Origin of the sequence: Streptomyces sp. NPDC008079 (genome assembly GCF_042957385.1) — a bacterium.
Taxonomy (GTDB): domain Bacteria; phylum Actinomycetota; class Actinomycetes; order Streptomycetales; family Streptomycetaceae; genus Actinacidiphila.
The window spans coordinates 745,722-763,316 of the sequence record NZ_JBIBIC010000001.1; the positions used below are offsets into that span (position 1 = coordinate 745,722).

At 73.8% G+C, this 17,595-nt stretch carries 18 protein-coding genes and 1 pseudogene; 10 read left to right on the top strand and 9 right to left on the bottom strand.

From position 1 onward, the window contains the following. Positions 1-3: 3 nt before the first annotated feature. Entirely contained in the window at positions 4-525 is a 522-nt protein-coding gene (locus ACFZAM_RS03250; RefSeq protein WP_355336519.1) for a GNAT family N-acetyltransferase, read from the bottom strand. 216 nt (positions 526-741) lie between these two features. On the opposite strand from ACFZAM_RS03250, the gene ACFZAM_RS03255 reads away from it, so the two are divergent. Genes ACFZAM_RS03255 through ACFZAM_RS03265 form a run of 3 tightly spaced genes read left to right on the top strand, consistent with a single transcriptional unit; the run spans position 742 to position 2,455 of the window. Continuing rightward, on the top strand, positions 742-1,317 hold the full coding sequence (locus ACFZAM_RS03255; RefSeq protein WP_355336518.1) for a DUF5994 family protein: 576 nt from the start codon (positions 742-744) through the stop codon (positions 1,315-1,317). Next, positions 1,317-2,024 carry a hypothetical protein gene (locus tag ACFZAM_RS03260; RefSeq protein WP_391042317.1) on the top strand — a complete coding sequence of 236 codons (708 nt, stop codon included), beginning with the start codon at positions 1,317-1,319 and terminating at the stop codon, positions 2,022-2,024. The genes ACFZAM_RS03255 and ACFZAM_RS03260 overlap by 1 nt, the downstream gene beginning before the upstream one ends. Next, positions 2,021-2,455, top strand: coding sequence for a DUF5994 family protein (locus ACFZAM_RS03265; protein WP_355336516.1), 435 nt, complete (start codon positions 2,021-2,023; stop codon positions 2,453-2,455). The genes ACFZAM_RS03260 and ACFZAM_RS03265 overlap by 4 nt, the downstream gene beginning before the upstream one ends. Positions 2,456-2,467: 12 nt before the next feature. Here the strand turns inward: ACFZAM_RS03265 and pip are convergent, their stop codons facing one another. Then, entirely contained in the window at positions 2,468-3,493 is a 1,026-nt protein-coding gene (gene pip, locus ACFZAM_RS03270) for a prolyl aminopeptidase (protein WP_391042318.1), read from the bottom strand. Positions 3,494-3,716: 223 nt separating this feature from the next. On the opposite strand from pip, the gene ACFZAM_RS03275 reads away from it, so the two are divergent. From ACFZAM_RS03275 to ACFZAM_RS03285, 3 genes and pseudogenes are all read left to right on the top strand, one after another. Further along, on the top strand, positions 3,717-5,387 hold the full coding sequence (locus ACFZAM_RS03275) for a SpoIIE family protein phosphatase (protein WP_355336514.1): 1,671 nt from the start codon (positions 3,717-3,719) through the stop codon (positions 5,385-5,387). A gap of 48 nt (positions 5,388-5,435) precedes the next feature. Next, positions 5,436-5,828, top strand: a pseudogene (locus tag ACFZAM_RS03280) (DUF1992 domain-containing protein); the annotation flags it as partial. 168 nt (positions 5,829-5,996) lie between these two features. Further along, positions 5,997-6,578, top strand: coding sequence for a hypothetical protein (locus ACFZAM_RS03285; RefSeq protein WP_391042319.1), 582 nt, complete (start codon positions 5,997-5,999; stop codon positions 6,576-6,578). Here ACFZAM_RS03285 and ACFZAM_RS03290 read toward each other — a convergent pair. Then, the gene (locus tag ACFZAM_RS03290; protein WP_391042321.1) at positions 6,566-7,648 is read right to left on the bottom strand and encodes a hypothetical protein; all 1,083 of its coding nucleotides are present in this window, start codon (positions 7,646-7,648) and stop codon (positions 6,566-6,568) included. The genes ACFZAM_RS03285 and ACFZAM_RS03290 overlap by 13 nt on opposite strands. Before the next feature lie 254 nt (positions 7,649-7,902). Between ACFZAM_RS03290 and ACFZAM_RS03295 the strand changes: the two genes are divergently transcribed. Next, positions 7,903-8,175 (top strand): hypothetical protein, encoded by a 273-nt coding sequence (locus tag ACFZAM_RS03295; RefSeq protein ID WP_188284469.1) that lies wholly within the window; start codon positions 7,903-7,905, stop codon positions 8,173-8,175. 124 nt (positions 8,176-8,299) lie between these two features. Here ACFZAM_RS03295 and ACFZAM_RS03300 read toward each other — a convergent pair whose 3' ends face one another. Continuing rightward, positions 8,300-8,803, bottom strand: a complete 504-nt coding sequence (locus ACFZAM_RS03300) for a DUF5949 family protein (RefSeq protein WP_355336511.1) — start codon at positions 8,801-8,803, stop codon at positions 8,300-8,302. A 288-nt stretch (positions 8,804-9,091) separates the two neighbouring features. Here ACFZAM_RS03300 and ACFZAM_RS03305 point away from each other — a divergent pair, with 288 nt between their 5' ends. After that, positions 9,092-9,844 (top strand): hypothetical protein, encoded by a 753-nt coding sequence (locus ACFZAM_RS03305; RefSeq protein ID WP_391042323.1) that lies wholly within the window; start codon positions 9,092-9,094, stop codon positions 9,842-9,844. A 242-nt stretch (positions 9,845-10,086) separates the two neighbouring features. Continuing rightward, positions 10,087-10,350, top strand: coding sequence for a chaplin (locus tag ACFZAM_RS03310; RefSeq protein ID WP_188284466.1), 264 nt, complete (start codon positions 10,087-10,089; stop codon positions 10,348-10,350). Positions 10,351-10,449: 99 nt separating this feature from the next. Here ACFZAM_RS03310 and ACFZAM_RS03315 read toward each other — a convergent pair whose 3' ends face one another. Both ACFZAM_RS03315 and ACFZAM_RS03320 read right to left on the bottom strand, forming a co-directional pair. Then, the gene (locus ACFZAM_RS03315; protein WP_355336509.1) at positions 10,450-11,319 is read right to left on the bottom strand and encodes a tyrosinase family protein; all 870 of its coding nucleotides are present in this window, start codon (positions 11,317-11,319) and stop codon (positions 10,450-10,452) included. Positions 11,320-11,421: 102 nt separating this feature from the next. Then, positions 11,422-11,895, bottom strand: a complete 474-nt coding sequence (locus ACFZAM_RS03320) for a tyrosinase family oxidase copper chaperone (protein WP_391042324.1) — start codon at positions 11,893-11,895, stop codon at positions 11,422-11,424. Between the two features lie 330 nt (positions 11,896-12,225). On the opposite strand from ACFZAM_RS03320, the gene ACFZAM_RS03325 reads away from it, so the two are divergent. Continuing rightward, on the top strand, positions 12,226-14,274 hold the full coding sequence (locus ACFZAM_RS03325; protein WP_391042326.1) for a glycosyl hydrolase: 2,049 nt from the start codon (positions 12,226-12,228) through the stop codon (positions 14,272-14,274). Positions 14,275-14,286: 12 nt separating this feature from the next. On the opposite strand, the gene ACFZAM_RS03330 is transcribed toward ACFZAM_RS03325, so the two are convergent. From ACFZAM_RS03330 to ACFZAM_RS03340, 3 genes are all read right to left on the bottom strand, one after another. Then, a complete protein-coding gene (locus ACFZAM_RS03330) occupies positions 14,287-15,384 on the bottom strand; it encodes a GNAT family N-acetyltransferase (protein ID WP_391042328.1) in 1,098 nt (365 codons plus the stop codon). Between the two features lie 335 nt (positions 15,385-15,719). Next, a complete protein-coding gene (locus ACFZAM_RS03335) occupies positions 15,720-16,421 on the bottom strand; it encodes a lipopolysaccharide biosynthesis protein (RefSeq protein WP_355336506.1) in 702 nt (233 codons plus the stop codon). A gap of 8 nt (positions 16,422-16,429) precedes the next feature. Further along, a complete protein-coding gene (locus ACFZAM_RS03340; protein ID WP_391042329.1) occupies positions 16,430-17,584 on the bottom strand; it encodes a glycosyltransferase in 1,155 nt (384 codons plus the stop codon). Between the last annotated feature and the right edge of the window lie 11 nt (positions 17,585-17,595).

A 17,595-nucleotide genomic window follows, 5' to 3' on the forward strand; every position in this document is an offset into this window, starting at 1 on the left:
CGCTCACGGGCGCAGCGGGCGGCTCCATGCCTGGCGGGGGCCGTGGGTGTCGCCGAGGTAGGTCCACTCCCAGGCGCGCAGGGCGTGGACGGCGTCGGCGTCGGGCGCGGTGAGGACGGTGACGAGGGCCGCGTCGCTGCGCAGCAGGAGCTGGTCGAGCAGACCGGTCGCGATGCCCTGCCTGCGGTACGCGGGCACGACCATCAGCTCGGCGAGCGCGAAGACCTGGCCCGAGGCGGTGAGCTCCTCGATGTCCGTGCCGTCGGGCCCCGCGCCGTCGGTGCCCGCGACCGTGAAGTCCCGCCACCAGCCGTCGGCGCGGTCGAGGACGTAGCCGTACGCGACCCCGGTCAGCCGCCGCTCGCTGGCCACGATCATGTCGAAGCCGGGCCGCTGCGTGGCCTCGGCGAAGCGCCCCAGGAAATCCTCCCGGTCGTGGAATTCCTGGCCCGGCACGCCTCGGTACGCCTCGACGTAGACATCCGCGACGGCCTCGCGCTGCTGCTCCGCCTGCCATCTGGACATGCGGCGCGTGAAGACCTCGGCCACGTGTTCCCTCCCCCATCGGCCCCGTGTCCCGGCGGTCCGGAACGGTGACCTTCCATCATCGTCCCAGACACCCCGGACGGAGTAGGGTGAACGGACCGAGGGCATTCCGTACACCGGCACTCAAGTCGGCGTCGTTCGCGGTGAGCGACGGTGCCGGACCCGTTCCAGCGGGCCCGTGGACGGATTTGTTCCATGCTCTCCTCTCAGGATTCCGCACACCCCTCGGCGGTCCGTACGGTCCCGCGGCCCCCTCCCGCGCCCCCCGCGCCGCGGCTCTCGCTGTCGCCCGGCGTCAGCGCCCTGCGGATCGGTTCGGCCGAGCTGGGCCACGGACCGGGGCCGCTGGACGGCGCCTGGTGGCCCAAGTCCCGTGACCTCTCCCTCGAACTGCCGTCCCTGGTCGGCGCGTTGGACCTGTTGTGGGGACGGATCACCCGGGTCACCGTCAACCCCCTGTACTGGCCGACCGTGCCGAAGAAGGTGCCGGTCGCCGGGCACGTGGTGCATGTCGGCTGGTTCGTCGAGGAGCAGGACCCGCACAAGTTGCTGGTGCTCTCGTACCGTACGGGCCGCTGGGATCTGCTGATCGTCCCGCCGCAGACTCCGGCGGCGACGGCGGCCCGGCTGATGGCCGCGGCGGCGGATCCGGCCAATGTCCGTACCGCGAGCGAATTGATGGCCCAGGCCGACCCCGACCGCGGCGCGGACGCCGCCTGGGAGGCCGAGGGCGGTCCCGCGGGGCTGGCCCGGCCGGAGCGGGCGGCCTGATGTCCCCGCGCGAGAACGAGTCGGGTGAGCCGCGCGCGGCCGGTGCGGGGACGGGGGCCGATCCGCGCATGGCGGGTACGGCCGGGCCGCCGCGGGGCCGCGCCGGGGCAGGGCGCGACGACGCGGGGCGGGACGCGGCGGCGGCCACCGGCTCGGGCTCCGGCTCCGGCTCCGGCGGCGCGGAGCGGGCGCTGCCCGCGCCCGGCTTCGCCGAGGTCAGCATCGTGGCCGCGACCCCCGAGGCGGCCCGCAGGATCGCGCAGGTGCTGCGCTTCCGCTTCGCCGCGACCGAGCAGCCGCCCCCGGGCCGCCCGGTGGTGGACGAGGACGGCGGCACCCGGCTGCGGCTGACCGTGGACACCGTCCACTTCCCCGACGCGGGCCCCTTCCAGCTCCGCCTGGTCGGCGGCGAGGAGCGCGTACGGGACGGCACCGGGACGGCCGAGGTCACCGGCGTGACCGGCGTCACCGAGGCCGCCCAGGACGCGGACGCCGCCCAGGACCCGGACGCCGCCCAGGACGCGGACGCCACCCAGGACCCGGACGTCAGCCGAGGCACGGACGTCACCGAGGGGACCGCCGCCGCCGACGTACCGCCGCCCGTACGTCCGCCGTCGCCGCCCCGCCCGCCGCGGCCCGCCCCGAACACGCGCTTGGCACCACCCACCACCCCGGACGAACCGTCCGGAGACAGGCCGACACCATGACGATCACCACCGCGACCGAGACACCGCCGCCGCTGCCCGCCTGCGCCCTGCCGGTCTGGGACGGGCCGCCCGCCCGGCTGTCCCTGATCCACCCGGGCGGCAGCCCCGTACGGATCGACGGCGCCTGGTGGCCGCGGACCCGTGACGTGACCAAGGAACTGCCGCCGCTGCTCGCCGCGTTGAACGGCCGCTGGGGCCGGATCACCGACATCACCCTCGACGCGGCGAACTGGCTCGACGGGCCCTCCGCCCTGCTGCTCGGCGGCCACACCCTCCGTATCCACCGCTCCACCACCACCGGCCACCGCGACTCGGTGTGCCTGCTCTGCCGGGGCGTCGGCCGCTGCGACCTGCTCGTCGTCCCGCCCGAGACCCCGGAGCGCCAGGCCCGTCAGCTCCTCACCACCTCGACGGTCCCCGTACGCGGCTGACCGGGCCCGCCCCTAGACCGCTCGCGCGTACCCGTCCAGCGCCTCCCGTACATGGCGGGACATCGTGGCGCTGCCCTTGTGGCCCGCGTCGTCCACGACGGTGAGGGTGGCCTGCGGCCAGGCGGCGGCGAGGTGCCAGGCGGTGTCGAGCGGCGAGCTGAGGTCGAGGCGGCCGTGGAGCAGGGTGGCGGGGATGCCCCGCAGCAGGGGCGCGTCGCGCAGGAGGGCGCCCTCTTCGAGCCAGGCGCCGTGCGAGAAGTAGCGGGCGCAGATCCGGACCATGGCGAGCCGGGCGGCGGAGGGGCGGTCGCTGTACGGGCGGGCGGAGCCGCTGGGCTCCAGGGAGAGCACCGCGTCCTCCCACGCGCACCAGTCGGCGGTGGCCCTGGCCCGTACGGCCGGATCGGGGTCCTCGGTGAGGCGCGCGTACGCGGCGACGAGCCCGCCCGCGATGCCGCCCGCCGTATCGGACGCTATGCCGGGCGCCGTGCGTGACCCCGTGCCGTCGGACGCCGGGCCGGCCGCCGCGCGGAAGGCCGCCCACTGTTCGGGGAAGAAGCGGCCGACGCCCCGGTAGAGCCAGTCGATCTCCGCCCTGCGGGTGGTCGTGACGCCGTTGATGACGATCTCCGAGACCCGCTCGGGGTGCCGCTGCGCGTACGCCAGGATCAGCGTCGAGCCCCAGGAGCCGCCCGTCAGCAGCCAGCGGTCGATGCCGAGGTGGACGCGCAGGCGTTCCATGTCGGCGATCAGGTGGTCGGTGGTGTTGTGGGTGAGGTCGGTCGCCGGGTCGCTCGCGTGCGGCGTACTGCGCCCGCAGCCGCGCTGGTCGAACAGCACCGCCCGGTACCGCTCCGGGTCGAAGTCCTGCCGGTGCGACGGCCTGCACCCCGAGCCGGGGCCGCCGTGCACGACGAGCGCCGGCTTGCCCTCGGGGTTGCCGCAGGTCTCCCAGTACACGAGGTTCCCGTCGCCGACATCGAGCATGCCCCGGTCGTACGGCTCGATCGGCGGGTGGCTCCGCTGCGCCTCGGTCATGGCGGTCCGTTCCTCTCGACGGGCGCGACGCCTCAACCGTCGAAGCGCCGGGCGGCTAATCTAACAGCGCTGTTATATCAGCCCACGCCCCGCGCCCCCGGCCCCGCCGAGCCTCTCCGGACCCCGAATCCCCGGACCCCCGGACCCCGTAGGACCGGCCGCCGCGCGGCCCCTCCGCCGTCCCGATTCGCGGCCCCGCGACCCTGCGTGCACTGTGGAACAGGTGAACGCGGATGAGTCGCTGTGGCGCGCGCTGCTGGAGGGGACGGCGGCGGGTGTCGCCGTACTCGGCCCCGACCTGCGCTACCGGTACGTCAATCCGGCGCTCGCCCGGATGAACGGCGTCGAAGCGGCCGCGCACATCGGCAGGACCATCGCCGAGACGGTGCCGGGCGTGGACGTGGGCGAGGGCGTCCTGCGGATGGTGCTCGCCGACGGCACACCGCGCGAGCTGCTCTCCAGCGGCCAGACCCGGGCCGATTCGCCGCACACCACGCGCTACTGGCAGTGCACGTACCACCGGCTCCAGGGCCGGGACGGCGGGGTGGGCGGGATCGGCGCGGTGATCATCGAGGTCAGCGAGGACCACGAGGCGCAGCGCGAGCTGGAACGGGCCAAGGAGCGGCTGCTGCTGCTCGACGCGGCGGCCGTCCGGATCGGCTCCACGCTGGAGATGGACCCGACCTGCCAGGAACTGGCCGACCTGCTGGTCGAGGTGATCGCGGACACCGCCACCGTCGAGGTGCTGGACAGCGGCCCGCGCGCCCGCCGCCGCCCCCCGCCGGACGGCGCGCTGCGGCTGCGCAGGGCCGCGATGGCCGCGCGGCCCGCGCTGCGCGAGCGGGTGCGGATCTTCGGGACGCCGGGGGAGTACGTGGTCTACCAGCGCGGCTCGGCGATCCCGACCTGCCTGGAGACCGGGCGTCCCGTGGTGCAGAATCTGCCGCGCGACGAGGAGATCGCCCACTCCGCGCCGAACGCCGAGCGGGTCGCCGCCTACCGCGCCGCGGGCATCCACTCCGTGCTGGTCGTGCCGCTGAGCGCCCGCGGCGACCGGATCGGCACGGTCACGCTGATCAGGGCCGGGACCTCGCCCGGCTTCGACGACGAGGACACCGCCATCGCCCGCGCGCTGGCCGACCGGGCCGCGATCAGCCTCGACAACGCCCGCCGCTACACCCGCGAGCACGGCATCGCGGTGGAGTTGCAGCGCGCCCTGCTGGCCACGCCCGGCGCCCCGCACCCCGGGGTCGAGGTGGCCACCCGCTATCTCCCGGCGGGCGCAACCGACCTGGTCGGCGGCGACTGGTTCGACACCCTGGCGCTGCCCGGCGGCGTGACGCTGCTGGCCATGGGCGACGTGATGGGGCACGGCGTCGAGGCGGCCGTCGAGATGAGCCACTACCGCTCGATGCTGCGCGTGGTCGCGGGCGAGGGCGACGCGCCGGACCGCGTCCTGCGCCGGATGGACGCGCTGCTGGCCGCCGCGGGCGCCCAGCGGCCGGGCACCTGCCTGCTGGGCCTCGCCGACCCGGCGCGCGGCGGCTGCTTCTTCGCCAGCGCGGGCCACCTCCCGCCCGCCGTCGTCACCCCCGACGGCCGTGTCCGGCTGCTCGCCGTACCGCCGGGACCGCCGCTCGGCGCGGACCTGCGGGGCACGTACGAGACGGTGTACGTGCCGTGGCGCGCGGGGGAGACGCTGCTGCTCTACACCGACGGGCTGGTGGAACGCCGTACCGAGGACATCGACGCCTCGCTCGCCCGGCTGGCCTCGCTCGTCCTCCCGCCCGACGGTGAACCGCTGGACGCGCTCCTCGCCCGGATCGTGCACCGCCTGGCGCCCTCCGCCGCCGAGGACGACGTCGCCCTGCTGGCCGCGCGGGCGCGGCCGTAACCTGGTACGTACGCCACCCGCTGCGTGCGCCCACGTGAGGAGCGAGGTATGACCGACCGCAAACCCGCCGGTGTCTCCTTCGAGACGTGGGTGGACAAGCAGATCCGCGAGGCGGAGCAGCGCGGCGACTTCGCCGAACTGCCGGGCGCGGGAAAGCCGTTGGCCTCGCTGGACACCCCGTACGACGACTTGTGGTGGATCAAGGGCAAGATGCACCGCGAGGGCCTGTCCGCGCTGCCGCCGACGCTCGTGCTGCGCAAGGCGGCGGAGGACGCGACGGCCGCGATAGCGCGGGCGCGCTCCGAGCGGCAGGTGCGGCAGATCCTCACCGAGATCAACGACCGTCTCCGCGAGGCCCTGCGCCGTCCCCCGGAGGGACCGCCCCTCAACCTCGGCCTGTTCGACGTCGAGAAGGTCGTGGCGGACTGGCACGCGGCGCGGGCCGTCGGTACGGGCACGGACGACAGCGCGGATACGGATACGGGTACGGGTACGGCCGCCGATAGCGATAGCGATACCGAAACCGATACCGATTCCGGCAGGGGCGGGCGGCGGACGGGGTTCGGACGGCTGTTCCGCAGGGACCGTTCCGCCTGATAGGGATGGGCCGTGCGCTTTGACTCCGTGCCGATGCCGCCGACCGTCGAGATCAGGCCCCGCGACCCGCGCGGCTACCCGGTGCCCGCGATCACCCCGTGGCAGGACGACCAGCCGCAGTTCGCGCTGACCGACTACGACCGCAGCGCCAACTGCGCCCGGCAGCGGCTGTGTTCGGTGTGCGACACGCTGATGCCGCGCGGCCCGGTGTGGCGGGTGGTGGGCGGTTCCGAGAGCGCCGCGATCGGCGAGGCGCTGGCGGCCGGGCGCCCGTACCGCAATCTCGCGCCGACCCTCGAAGGGCCCGGCCACCGCGCCTGCATGCTCTACGCCTCGATGGTCTGCCCGTACCTGGCGCGGCCCAACGCGCGGCGCGGCCTGGACGCGCGGAACCCGGACGACATGACCGCTCATGTCGTCCGGGGCGCGGTGCGCGGCACGCTGGGCGCCGTCGTCGGTTTCGCCGACTACGAGTTCGCGGTCACCTCGTCACAGGTGCTGTTCCGCTTCGTCGACGTGGTGGAATTCCTGCCGCACGACACCGCCGACGCCCATCTGGACGCGCTGCGGGCCGAGTTGGCTCAGGCGCGGTAGGCCGGGAGCCCGACGTAGTCGGAGACCTTGACCGGCGCCTGCGAGCCGTCCACGGGCAGCCGCACGATGCCGTTGGGCGTACGGGCCACGACCGTCCTGCCGTTCGGCTCGAAGGCGGGCTCGGTGTAGTCGGTGGTCGCCCGCGGGGTCAGGTCCTTGTACACGGGCGCGCCGTCGTGGGGCGTCTCCAGGAACAGGTGGTCGTGGCCCCCGACGGACCGGACGAAGACGATGCCGTCGTCCTCGGTCGGCCCGATGGCGGGCTCGGACCCCGGGGTGAGCGCGTAGCCCTGCTGCCGCAGGTAGTCGTCGCGGATGTAGACGTTGCCGTCGCCGGTGTTGGCGTAGACGGCGGTGCCGTACTTCCCCGCCGAGCTGGGCCATACGTTGCCGGTCTGGGGCAGCGGCTTCACGTTCTCGTCCGACTCGTGGTTCAGGCTCAGCACCTTGGGCGTGCCGCCGTGCGCGGTGGCCGGGACGCCGTACAGCCGGGCGGTGCCGCCCCGGCGGCCGGCGAAGAGGATGTTGTCGAGGGCGGGAAGGCCGTTCTGCGGGTCCTTCGCGCGCACCTGCCAGGTCGGGTGCCACCAGTTCTGGTCGCCCGGGTTCCTGGCGACGATCACGCGCCCGCTGCCGTCGGGGTCGCTGACCGCCAGGTCGCCGTCGCCGTCGATGAAGGCGGCCTTCGCGCCGTTCGGCGACCAGGCCAGGTCGCGGACCTCGGTGCCGAAGTCCACCCGGGTGCCGTTCATGACGACATAGCGGGTGCCGTCGCTGATGGTCAGACCGGAGTGCGCGGTGCCGTTGAGCTTGGTGCTGCTGCCCACCGGGCTGGCCCCCGAGCCGTTGGCGCCGTCGTCCCCCGCGTTCCCCCCGGTGCCGCCGCTGCCGCCCTTCCCGCTGGGGGTGGGCTGACCGCTCGCGCCGCTCGTCGCCGAGGGCGCCGGGTCGGAGGCGGTGCCGTCCGCGGGGCCGCAGGCCGACAGGAGCAGGGCGGCACCCGCCGTGATCCCGGCGGTGAGCGCGATGGCGGCGGCGGTGCTGCGACGGCCACTGGCACGAACGGACATATCGGGTTCCCCCCAGGAACGGATGCGGTGCGGCGTTCTCCGGCCGCTCGCGGCGGTGTCCCGCTGTTCCGGCCGGCTCCGGCTGTTCGTGCCGGTGACACAAAGAGTGCTCCCGCAACGTCCGTCTCCTGTGCTGCCGTTGTCACGCCAGTGCAACAGCGGGGGCGCGCGCGGCGGGAGGGCCCGCGGTCCCGCGCCGACCAGGACCGGTACGGTCCGCGTGCCCTGCGGGCGGTTCGCGCGTTGTATCGATCATGAACGTAAGCCGAATCCTCACCACCGCCGCCGCCGGTTCCTTCCTGATCGCGGCGGGCGCCCCCGCCGCCATGGCCGCCGAGCAGTCCGCCGACCTGGGCTCCACCCTGAGCAGCACCGCGATCACCGCGAGCGCCGCGGGCGAGCAGGCCAAGGGCGCCACCGCCAGCGTGCTCGGCGACTACAAGGTCGACCAGAAGGTCCAGGACGTGAAGAACGTCGCCCAGGCGGGCACCGACGCGGTCACCGCCGCCAACGACCTGGTCCACTGACCCGAGCCGGACGCCGTACGCACGGGACGCGTGCGGGCGCGTAGGCACAGACCCACCACACGCAGGGGCGCCCCGCGGGACTTCTCCGGTCCGGCGGGGCGCCCCTGCGCGCGAGTGTCGGGCTCTAACCCTTGAGGGTGCCCACCGGCACCAGGCAGTGCGCGGCGGTGCCCAGGACGTCGGTGTCCCCGGCGAAGCCCTGGAGGGTCTCCTCGGTCACCGGGGTGCCCGGCTTGGCCTCGGGCCACGGGCGGGTGGCGAGGATGAAGTACACCGCGCCCCGGTCCTGCGCCGCGGCCACCCACTGCTCGGGCACCGGGCACGCGGCGTGCAGGTACGGCATCGTCAGCACGGCCTTGCCGCCCTCGACCAGCACCTTCACCGGGACGTTCGGCGCCTGCTTGACGTCGAGGATCGCGCCGCCGACCGGCAGCCCGACCTCCTCCGCGACGGCCAGCGCCGCCTCCTGCCCCGACTCCGGGCCGTCCGGCCCGTCACCGAGCGAATAGGCCATCAGGAACGGCATGTCGCGGCCGTCCTCGTGGTGTTCACCGGCCCACGGAATCACCACGAGGGTGCCGAGTCGGCGCTGGAGGGCGGAATTCAGGGCGGTATTGGTCTGGCTCATGCGCCGGACCCTAACCGCCGGGAGAGCCCGGCCGGGGCGGATATCACCTCCGCGGGCGACCCGAGGCTCCCGGATTCCTCCGTTAGGGGAGAAGTCGGCCGCGCGTACGCACCCTAACGGCCCATCAGGGTGATGTGGATCGGCAGCGGTTGAAAACAGGAAATCCGCAGTTCACACAGTTCGCGCCGCCACCCTCGTGGGCGGCGGCCATTCTCAGAAGTTGCGGTAATACCGTCTGCTTTTCACGGTGGTGGCGTAGCTGTTCACCACCGAAGGGAACTGTTTTCCATGCGTACCCACCGGATCACCGGCGTGGTCGTCGCCTCCGCGCTCGTCGCCACCATCGCCGGCGGCGCGCTCACGACGACCGCCGCTGCCGCCACTCCCGCAGACACCAAGCCCGCGGGCACCGTGACGGCACCGGCCGCGCCGGACGCGACCGCGCTGCTCGCGCAGGCCAAGTCACTGGGAGACGTGGCAGGCGTGCTCACCCCGGTCACGAAACTGGTCCAGGACGTGCTCGCCAAGCCCGGCACCGTCAAGCCCGAGACCATCACCGCCGACGCCGCCGGGGCCAAGTCGGCGATCGACGCGGCGAAGGCCGCCGCGCCGGCCGTCCCCGCCGCTCCCGCCGCCCCTGCGGCTCCCGCTGCCCCGGCGGCTCCCGCGGCTCCTGCCGCGCCGGCTCTTCCCGCCGCTCCCGCCGCCCCCGCGGTGCCGAGCCTCGGCAGCCCCTCGGGCAAGGTCGCCACGCAGCCGTCGGCCAAGCCGTCCGCCACGCGGGACCTGAAGGCCGACGCCCTCACCGCGCTCCAGACGGCCGTCGACAACCTGGTCAAGGCGTCCACGGCCGGTGACCCGGCGGGGCTGCTGACCGCCGCCACGGCCGTCGTCACCGGCCTGGTCAACGTCGTCGTCGCCACCGTCCTCGGCGGTGGCCTGCCGGCGCCGAACCTGCCCGGTCTGCCCGCCCTCCCGTCGCTGCCCGGCGGCCTCCCTTCGGCCCCCGGCCTCCCTTCGGCCCCCGGCCTGCCGCTCTGACCGAGCGCCGGGCGTAGCCGGAGCCGTGGTTCACAGGGTTCCTGAGCGGCGCTTCGAGCCGTGCTCCGGCCGGAGGTGACACCCGAAGGGGTGAGCGCGAACCGCGCTCACCCCTTCGGCCTATTTTGATACGCCGTCACCGATTCAGCCCAACATGCGTGACTATTCGTGATCTCCCCCCGTTGCGCACAGCGTCAACGCCGCAGGTATTTGCGGTTGGGTTTCGTCTCAGGGAGATCTTGATGTCGCGTATCGCAAAGGCGGCGGCCGTCACCGCCGCGGCGGGTGCCGTTCTGGCCGCCGGCGCCGGTATGGCTGTTGCCGACTCCGGCGCGCAGGGTGCCGCTGTCGGTTCGCCGGGTGTGCTGTCCGGCAACCTCATCCAGGTGCCCGTGCACGTCCCGGTCAACGTCTGCGGTAACACCGTCGACGTCATCGGCCTGCTGAACCCGGCGTTCGGCAACCAGTGCGCCAACGTCTCCGGGCACGACGGCGGCGAGTGGTAATTCCGCGCCACCGCGGCCTCCCGTCACCTTGTGTGCGGGAGGCCGTTTTCTTTTCCCTCGGCCCGTCACCCTCGGCCCGTCACCCTCGGCGCGAGCGCGTCAGCTCTCCTCGTAGCGGTAGAACGAGCGGTGGTCGAAGTAGTCCGACGGCTTCTCGTTCCACGGCGGCATCAGCTCGTTGCTGCTGATCACGCGGCCGTGCTCGGGGTCCTTGGCCGACAGCGGCATGGACGGCAGGTACGCCGACTTCGGGTGCAGCCGCTGCCAGCGGATCCACACCAGGTCGAGGAAGGCGTGGTGCATCCAGAACACCGGGTCGTTCGGCGAGGTGCCGCCGATCATGTGGCCGCCGACCCACTGGTGGACCCGGTTGTGCAGGTAGCCGCCCTTGGTGTCGCTGACCGTCCAGCCCTCGATCTTGTTCCTGAAGCCCTTGGTGGACGGGGCGGAGTTCCACGGCGCGACGTCGTAGACCGGCATCGCGAGCGCGTTGTCCAGCTCCGCCTTCGTCGGCAGCACGATCGGCCGGTCGGGCCGCCCCATGTTGCGGGTCAGGTACTTCTCCTGCGTGACCCCGTAATTGATCGGCCAGTCGCCGGTCTGGTACGCGAACGGGCCCGTCATCACCTGGCCGTCGCTGTCGCGGCCGTTGCCGCCCATGAAGTCCGGGCCCCACAGAGAAGAGCTCTGCGCGTTGTCGTACGTCCAGTCCCAGTACGGGATGGTGACGCCCGGGTCGAACATCTGGAGATCGGCCTCGAACTGGAGCAGGAACCGGCGGTGCCAGGGGAAGAAAGTCGGCGCCATGTGGGCGACCCGCAGCCCGCTCTCGCCGTCGGCGGCGAAGTACTTGCCGTGCGTGATGACGTACTTGTCGTAGCCGCCCACACGCTTGAGCTCCAGCACGGCCTCGACGAACCGGGAGCGTTGGCTGCTGGTCAGATGCCGCTGATTCATTCGCGTGTACACAGGAACTGACCCCTCGGCGGTCGTACGGCGCTCAGCCGTCAGTGGTGGCGCGTGGTGCCGCGCTCAGTGGTGGCGCTCAGTGCGGGCGCCCGTGGACGGCGCTCAGTGGTGGTGCTCCGCGGTCGTGGACAGCTGGGCGCGGCCGAGCACGTCGACCGCGCCGCGGGCCGTGCCGAGGGCGGTGGGGAAGGGCTGGTAGTGGTTGGCCATGCTGATGAAGCTGCCGTCCACACGCCGCATCACGTGCAGCGGGCGCCCGTCGATCCGGATGTCGACGCCGCTGTCCCGCGCGGAGCTGAACCCCTGGATGCGGCGCCCGCGGTAGACCTCGTCGAAGAGGGCGGCCCCCGCGCCCGGCACCGGAGCGGGCTCGTACCCGGCGGCGGCGGTGTCGTACCCGGCGGCGGGCTCGGCGACCGCGGTGTCCGACTGCCTCGCGGCCAGCATCGGACGCAGCGCCGCGGTGGTCCCCGATACGGCGGCCACGGTCGTGATGCCGCGCCTGATCAACCGCCGTCGCGTCGCCACCCGGGGTCGTGAGTGTTTTCCGCTGCCGTTCTCGATGGCTTCGCTCATGTCCGACACACTCCTCTCCTCCGGCCGTTTCCGCGGCTCATCATGCCGCCGTAGGGGTGAGTCACCCGGATAATCGGTGGGCGATGCAAGGAATTTCATCCGCCCGAGTGATATCGCGATCGGCCCGGTGCCGGTATTGACGGACCGCCAGGTTGTTTGAGGCCGGGTAGGAACTGTCGTGGGAACCGCTTTTGGTCTACGTCAGGGGGCGCGCTTATTACTCATACGTTATGACTGATCGTTAGGAGTCCGATTTCCGTGCGGTCGCACGGCGGTCACCGCACCACGCACCACGCACAGCGCACAGCGGACAGCGAACGAGGAGTGACCATGGCCAACCGACGCCAGTGGCTGACGGGTGCGGGCGTCGGGTTCGTGTCGGCCGCCTTGATCGTGTCAGGACTGTCCGGCATCGCGGGTGACCCGCCGGGCGCGGGCCGCCGCCTGGTCACCGCGCTCGCCGGTGCCGTCGGCGCGGAGGGCGCCACGGGACCGGGCGGCCCGGACGGCGTCAACGGGTCGAGCGGCGCCAGCGGATCGAACGGCCCTGACGGCCCTGACGGCCCTGACGGCCCTGACGGCCCTGACGGCCCTGACGGCTCGAACGGTCCCGCCGGTGCTTCCGGGTCCACGCCCACGCCCCCGCCGCGCGCCTCGTACGCCCCCATGGGTGCCTTCACCGACTCCGGCGCCGAGGGCGTAGCACGGATCGGCGCCCTGGAATCCTGGCTCGGCGGTACGGAGGCGACGGTCGGCCATACGTATCTGCCCGGTGACGACTGGTCCGGCATCGAGGGCAGCGGCGGGCTGCTCCAGCCGTGGGCCGCCTGGAAACGCGCGAAGCCCGACCGGCTCTTCGTCCTCAACGTGCCGATGCAGGAGCACAACGAGGACCGCGTCCCCGACCGCGACGTACGCGAACTGATCCAGGAGGGCGCGCGCGGCGACTTCGACGGCCACTTCACCCGGCTCGCCCACCGGCTGGTCGACCTCGGCGTGCCCGACACCGTGATCGTCCTCGGCTGGGAGATGAACGGCACCACGTACACCCACCGCTGCGGGCCCGACCCGTCCGGCTGGAAGACGTACTGGAACCGGATCGTCAAGGCCATGCGCGCCGTCCCCGGCCAGCGCTTCCGCTTCGACTTCACCCCCAACCGCGGCCAGGACGCCATCGGCTGGACCGAGTGCTACCCCGGTGACGCGACCGTCGACATCGTCGGCATGGACTCCTACGACCAGCCGCCCGGCGAGACCTTCTACGACCAGGTCAACGAGGCGTACGGGCTCCAGGCGCAGGTCGACTTCGCCGACCTGCACGGCAAGGAGATCTCGTACCCGGAGTGGGGTCTGTTCAGGAACGGCGACAACCCCGACTACATGCGGCAGATGCTCCAGTGGATCAACGACCACCAGCCGGTGTACCAGACCATCACCGACTACTGCCCGCACGGCGTGTGGCAGTGCACGGAGAACCCGAAGTCCTCGAAGGTGTATCGCAACGCGCTGTTCGACCTGAAGCCGGCGCCTGCTCCTTCAGAGACGCCGACGCCGACGGAGACGCCCACGCCTTCGGATACGCCGACGCCGACGGAGACCCCGACGCCGACCGGCACTCCGACTCCCACGGACACGCCGACCGTCACGCCGACGCCCACGGTGACGCCCACGGATACGCCTACGGTGACGCCGACGCCCACGGATACGCCCACGGGCACGCCTACGGATACGCCGACCCCCTCGGTCAGCCCGTCCGCGACGCCGACCGAGACCCCGACGCCTACGGACACGCCCACGGTGACGCCGACGCCGAGCGGCACGCTCACCCCGGAGCCGTCGCTGTCGCCGAGCCCGACTCCGACCGCGCCGACGACGCCCTCGGTGTCGCCGTCCCCCGACCTGTCGCCGAGCCCGGCGGTCAGCCCGAGCGCGAGCCCGACGCCCAGCGTGCTGCCGCCCGTGACGCCGACCCCGGCGCTCACACCCGTGGCCGTACCGACTCTGCTTCCGGCCGTCACGCCGGGCCCGACGCCGGTGCCGCAGGCCGGGCCCTCGCCGCTGCCGCCCGTGGTGGAGGCGTGCCTGCCGCTCCAGCTCAGCGAGGAGATGCAGAAGCAGTACGCCAGCGGTCAGGTCTGCATCAAGCTGCAACCGAAGGCGCCGGGGGAGCAGACGGCGACGCCGACCGCGTCGACACTCGGTTCGCCGACGCCGACGCCGACCGCGCCGACGTCCGAGTCGCCGACGCCTGAGGCGCCGACTCCGGCCGTGCCGACGACACCGACACCCACGTTGCCGCCGACGGCCACGTCCGCCGTGAAGCCGGAGTCGGTGCAGGAGGCCGCGCCCGCGACGAGCCCGACGCCGCCGGCCGGGTAGCCGCAGGGCGGCTCAGGCGCCGTGAGCCTTTCCGCCGCGCCTGGCGAGCCGGTCGTTCAGCCCGGCCCGCCAGGCGCGCAGCACCGGCAGGCGGCGCTTGGCGGTCGCGGCCAGGCGCGTGCGCGCGGCGGCCAGGGCGACGCGGCTGTGGAGGACGACGGCCAGCGGGCGGGTGGTCAGCAGCAGGCGGCGGTTGGCGAGGTGGTCGGGGCGCCAGTGGAATTTGTGCGGCTCCGCACCGCGCAGCAGGCTGAGGGCGGCCCGGCCGCCGTCCTGGGTCTGCCGGACGCCGTGCCGCATCAGCAGCGTCGTGACGTCGACCTTGGTGGTGCGCAGGTCCGGGTGGGCGCCGTAGAGATAGCCGCCCGCCAGGCTCGGGCAGAGCACGGTGAGATTCGCGGCCACCACCTCGCCGCCGAGGCTGAACTCGGTGACCGCCGCGTCGCCGTTCGCCACCATCAGCCGCGCGGCGCGGGTCAGGTGCTCGGCGAAGCGCGGGCGTACGTGCTCGGGGGTGACCCCTCGGCCCTGCCACTGGAGCAGGTGCAGCCGCAGCATCGTCTCGACGGCGGGCGCCACCTCGTGCGCGGGCACCGCGCGTTCCTCGACGCCCGCCGCGTCCAGCTTGCGCAACTGCGAGCGGATGCGCTGGCCGCGCGAGCTGCCGACCCTCGCGATCAGGCCGTCCATCGGCAGGCCAGGCAGCTCCAGGCAGACCGAGTCCTCCAGGTCCTTGCGCGGGCCGCGCCACGCGCCGTACACCCGCTCGGCCGCCGCGCCCGGCCGTACCTCGCGCAGGTCGATCACCGCCGTCCGCGCCAACCGCCGCAGCGCCCCGGTCAACGCCGCCGCGTACGCCGGATCCGCGTCGTCCACCAGCACGTCCGCGTAGTCCGTGATCGCCCCGCCGAGCGCCACCAGCACCGGCACCGGCCGGTACGTCACCATCAACGGCGCCGCCGCGACCAGCTCCTCGCCCCGCCGCACCACCACGACCCGCAGCCGCCCGCGCCTGCCGTACGACAGCCACCACGAATACAGCCACGCGTGACTCTGGAACGGCGTCGCCGCCCCGCACCGCCCGTACAACCGCCCCCACTGCGCGGCCATCCCCCCGAACGCCTCGCCGTCCCGGCACACCTCCACCCTGAGCCCGCCCCCGTCCCCGTCCGGAGCCCCGCCCCGGTCCGCGCGATCGGCGACTGCCCGCCGTGCCCGCGCCGACGCGGGCGGGGTCTCGCGCCCGTCCGGTGCGCCGATGTCGGCGCCGGGGGCAGTGCGTGGCTCGGATACGCGTCCGGCCGCGTTGCCGCCCGTGCTGCCGGTGGTCGCTCGCGGTGCCTGCGCTGGCGTGGGCGCAGCCATCGGGGTCGTCGCAGGCCCGGGGGCGGGCGGGGGCTTCGGGGGTGTCTCGGGCGTGGGTCGGGGGTGGGCGGCGGGGGTGGTCATACGGATTCCCTGGGGATCGCTGTCGGGGCGTGGCCCGGGGTGGGGGCCGGGAGGGAGGCGCCGTAGGCGGGCTCGCGGCGGGAGCGGGGGCGGACCAGGAGGAAGAGGGCGCCGAGGAGGCCGCCCGCGCTCGCGCCGACCGCCGCGGACAGGGCGGTGGAGGGCGAGGAGGGAGAGGTGGGGGCGGTGGCGGGGGAGAAGACCAGCAGGCGGACGCCGGTGCTGCCGGCGTTGCGGTTGCCGGTCGCGGCAAGCGAATCGGCCACGGCGTTGGCGACCTTCGCGGCGGTCGCCCCGCGCCGGGCCGTCCCCGTGATCGAGATCATCGGCGCGTCGGGCGAGGTCGCGGCCTGCACGCTGCCCTTGAGGTCGTCCACCGCCATCCCGGACGCGGCCTGCGCTCCCGCGAGCACCGCGGAACCGGTGACGACCCGCCCGTACGCCTGCGCGAAACCGGTGGTGGTCGTCGCATCGCCGTGCTGCGGCACCACGATGACGTAGCTGGTGGCGGCGTACTGCGGGGCCGCCGTCAGGCCGTAACCGAGGCCGCCCGCGAGGCCGATGCCCAGGCACAGGGGCAGCGGCAGCCAGCGCGGCGGCGTCCGCCACGAAGCGCGGCGCCCGCGCCCCTGCCTGCCCGCGGGGGCGCGGCCCTCGTCGCGGATCGCGGCCTTCTCCTGCACTGCGGTGTCCTGCATGAGCGGTCTCATTTCTTCTGTCCCGGCCCCACGCCGGATGCGGATGCGGATGTGGTTGCCGTTGCGTACAGCCGCATCACGCGGTCGGCGGTGTGGGCGATGTGGTAGCTGTCGACGGCGGCGGGCACCGGCAACCGCCGTACGCCCGCGCCCTGTTGGGCGTGGAGCGCGGAGACGAGGTCCCGCGGGCCGGTGCCGATCCGGCGGGCGCCGGGCGCGCTGTCCGGCGGCAGGTCCTCGATCGCGGGGCACGCGGTGTGCAGCACCGGCAGCCCGGCCGCCAGCGCCTCGACCATGGCGAGCCCGAAGGACTCCTCGCGCGACGCGGACACGAAGACGTCCATCGCGGCCAGCAGCGCGGGCATGTCGGGCATGACACCGCTGCCGTCCTCCCCGCCCGCCGCGCCCACCAGATGCACGCGCGGCGCGACGCCGGTCGAACGGGCCAGCCGCAGCAGGGCGTCGTGCTCGGGCCCGGTGCCCGCGACGAGGAGATGGGCGTCCGGGACACCGGCCAGCGCGCGGATGACGGTGTCGAAGTTCTTGCCAGGTACGAGCCTGCCGACCCCGCCGACGACGAACGCCCGCTCGGGCAGACCGAGTTGGGCCCGCGCGGCGGCGCGCACCGCCGGGTCGAAACGGAAGCGGGCCGGGTCGATGCCGTTGGGCACCAGGTGGATACGCGGGTCGGGCACGCCCCACTCGCGCAGCCTGCGCGCGACCGTCGCGGAGACGGCGACGGTGGCCACGCCCAGCCGTTCGGTGGCCCGGTACAGCGCGCGGGTGCCACGGGTGAGCGGGCGGCCCTCGATCTGGGAGTCGCCGAGCGAGTGCTCGGTGGCCACGACCGTACGCACCCCGGCCAGCCGCGCGGCGAGGCGGCCGTAGACGCAGGCGCGGTAGAGGTGGGTGTGCACGACGTCGTACCGGCCCGCCCTGATCTGCCGGGTGAGCCGGGGCAGCGCGGACAGGTCGCGGTTGCCGGTCATGCCCAGGTGCGTGACGCGTACGCCGTCGGCGCGCAGCGCGTCCGCGACCGGGCCGGGGTTGGTGAGGGTGATCACCTCGCTCTCGCAGGAGGCGGGCAGGTGGCGTACGAGCAGCCGCAGTTGCTGCTCCGCTCCGCCGATGCCCAGACCGGTGATGACGTGCAGGACCCTCACCTGGGCTCCTC

Bases quoted from the DNA above. Each gene is read 5' to 3' on its own strand.
- ACFZAM_RS03250 (WP_355336519.1), bottom strand. From the start codon at position 525: ATGTCCAGATGGCAGGCGGAGCAGCAGCGCGAGGCCGTCGCGGATGTC.
- ACFZAM_RS03255 (WP_355336518.1), top strand. From the start codon at position 742: ATGCTCTCCTCTCAGGATTCCGCACACCCCTCGGCGGTCCGTACGGTC.
- ACFZAM_RS03260 (WP_391042317.1), top strand. From the start codon at position 1,317: ATGTCCCCGCGCGAGAACGAGTCGGGTGAGCCGCGCGCGGCCGGTGCG.
- ACFZAM_RS03265 (WP_355336516.1), top strand. From the start codon at position 2,021: ATGACGATCACCACCGCGACCGAGACACCGCCGCCGCTGCCCGCCTGC.
- pip (WP_391042318.1), bottom strand. From the start codon at position 3,493: ATGACCGAGGCGCAGCGGAGCCACCCGCCGATCGAGCCGTACGACCGG.
- ACFZAM_RS03290 (WP_391042321.1), bottom strand. From the start codon at position 7,648: ATGTCCGTTCGTGCCAGTGGCCGTCGCAGCACCGCCGCCGCCATCGCG.
- ACFZAM_RS03295 (WP_188284469.1), top strand. From the start codon at position 7,903: ATGAACGTAAGCCGAATCCTCACCACCGCCGCCGCCGGTTCCTTCCTG.
- ACFZAM_RS03300 (WP_355336511.1), bottom strand. From the start codon at position 8,803: ATGAGCCAGACCAATACCGCCCTGAATTCCGCCCTCCAGCGCCGACTC.
- ACFZAM_RS03305 (WP_391042323.1), top strand. From the start codon at position 9,092: ATGCGTACCCACCGGATCACCGGCGTGGTCGTCGCCTCCGCGCTCGTC.
- ACFZAM_RS03310 (WP_188284466.1), top strand. From the start codon at position 10,087: ATGTCGCGTATCGCAAAGGCGGCGGCCGTCACCGCCGCGGCGGGTGCC.
- ACFZAM_RS03320 (WP_391042324.1), bottom strand. From the start codon at position 11,895: ATGAGCGAAGCCATCGAGAACGGCAGCGGAAAACACTCACGACCCCGG.
- ACFZAM_RS03325 (WP_391042326.1), top strand. From the start codon at position 12,226: ATGGCCAACCGACGCCAGTGGCTGACGGGTGCGGGCGTCGGGTTCGTG.
- ACFZAM_RS03330 (WP_391042328.1), bottom strand. From the start codon at position 15,384: ATGGCCGCGCAGTGGGGGCGGTTGTACGGGCGGTGCGGGGCGGCGACG.
- ACFZAM_RS03335 (WP_355336506.1), bottom strand. From the start codon at position 16,421: ATGCAGGACACCGCAGTGCAGGAGAAGGCCGCGATCCGCGACGAGGGC.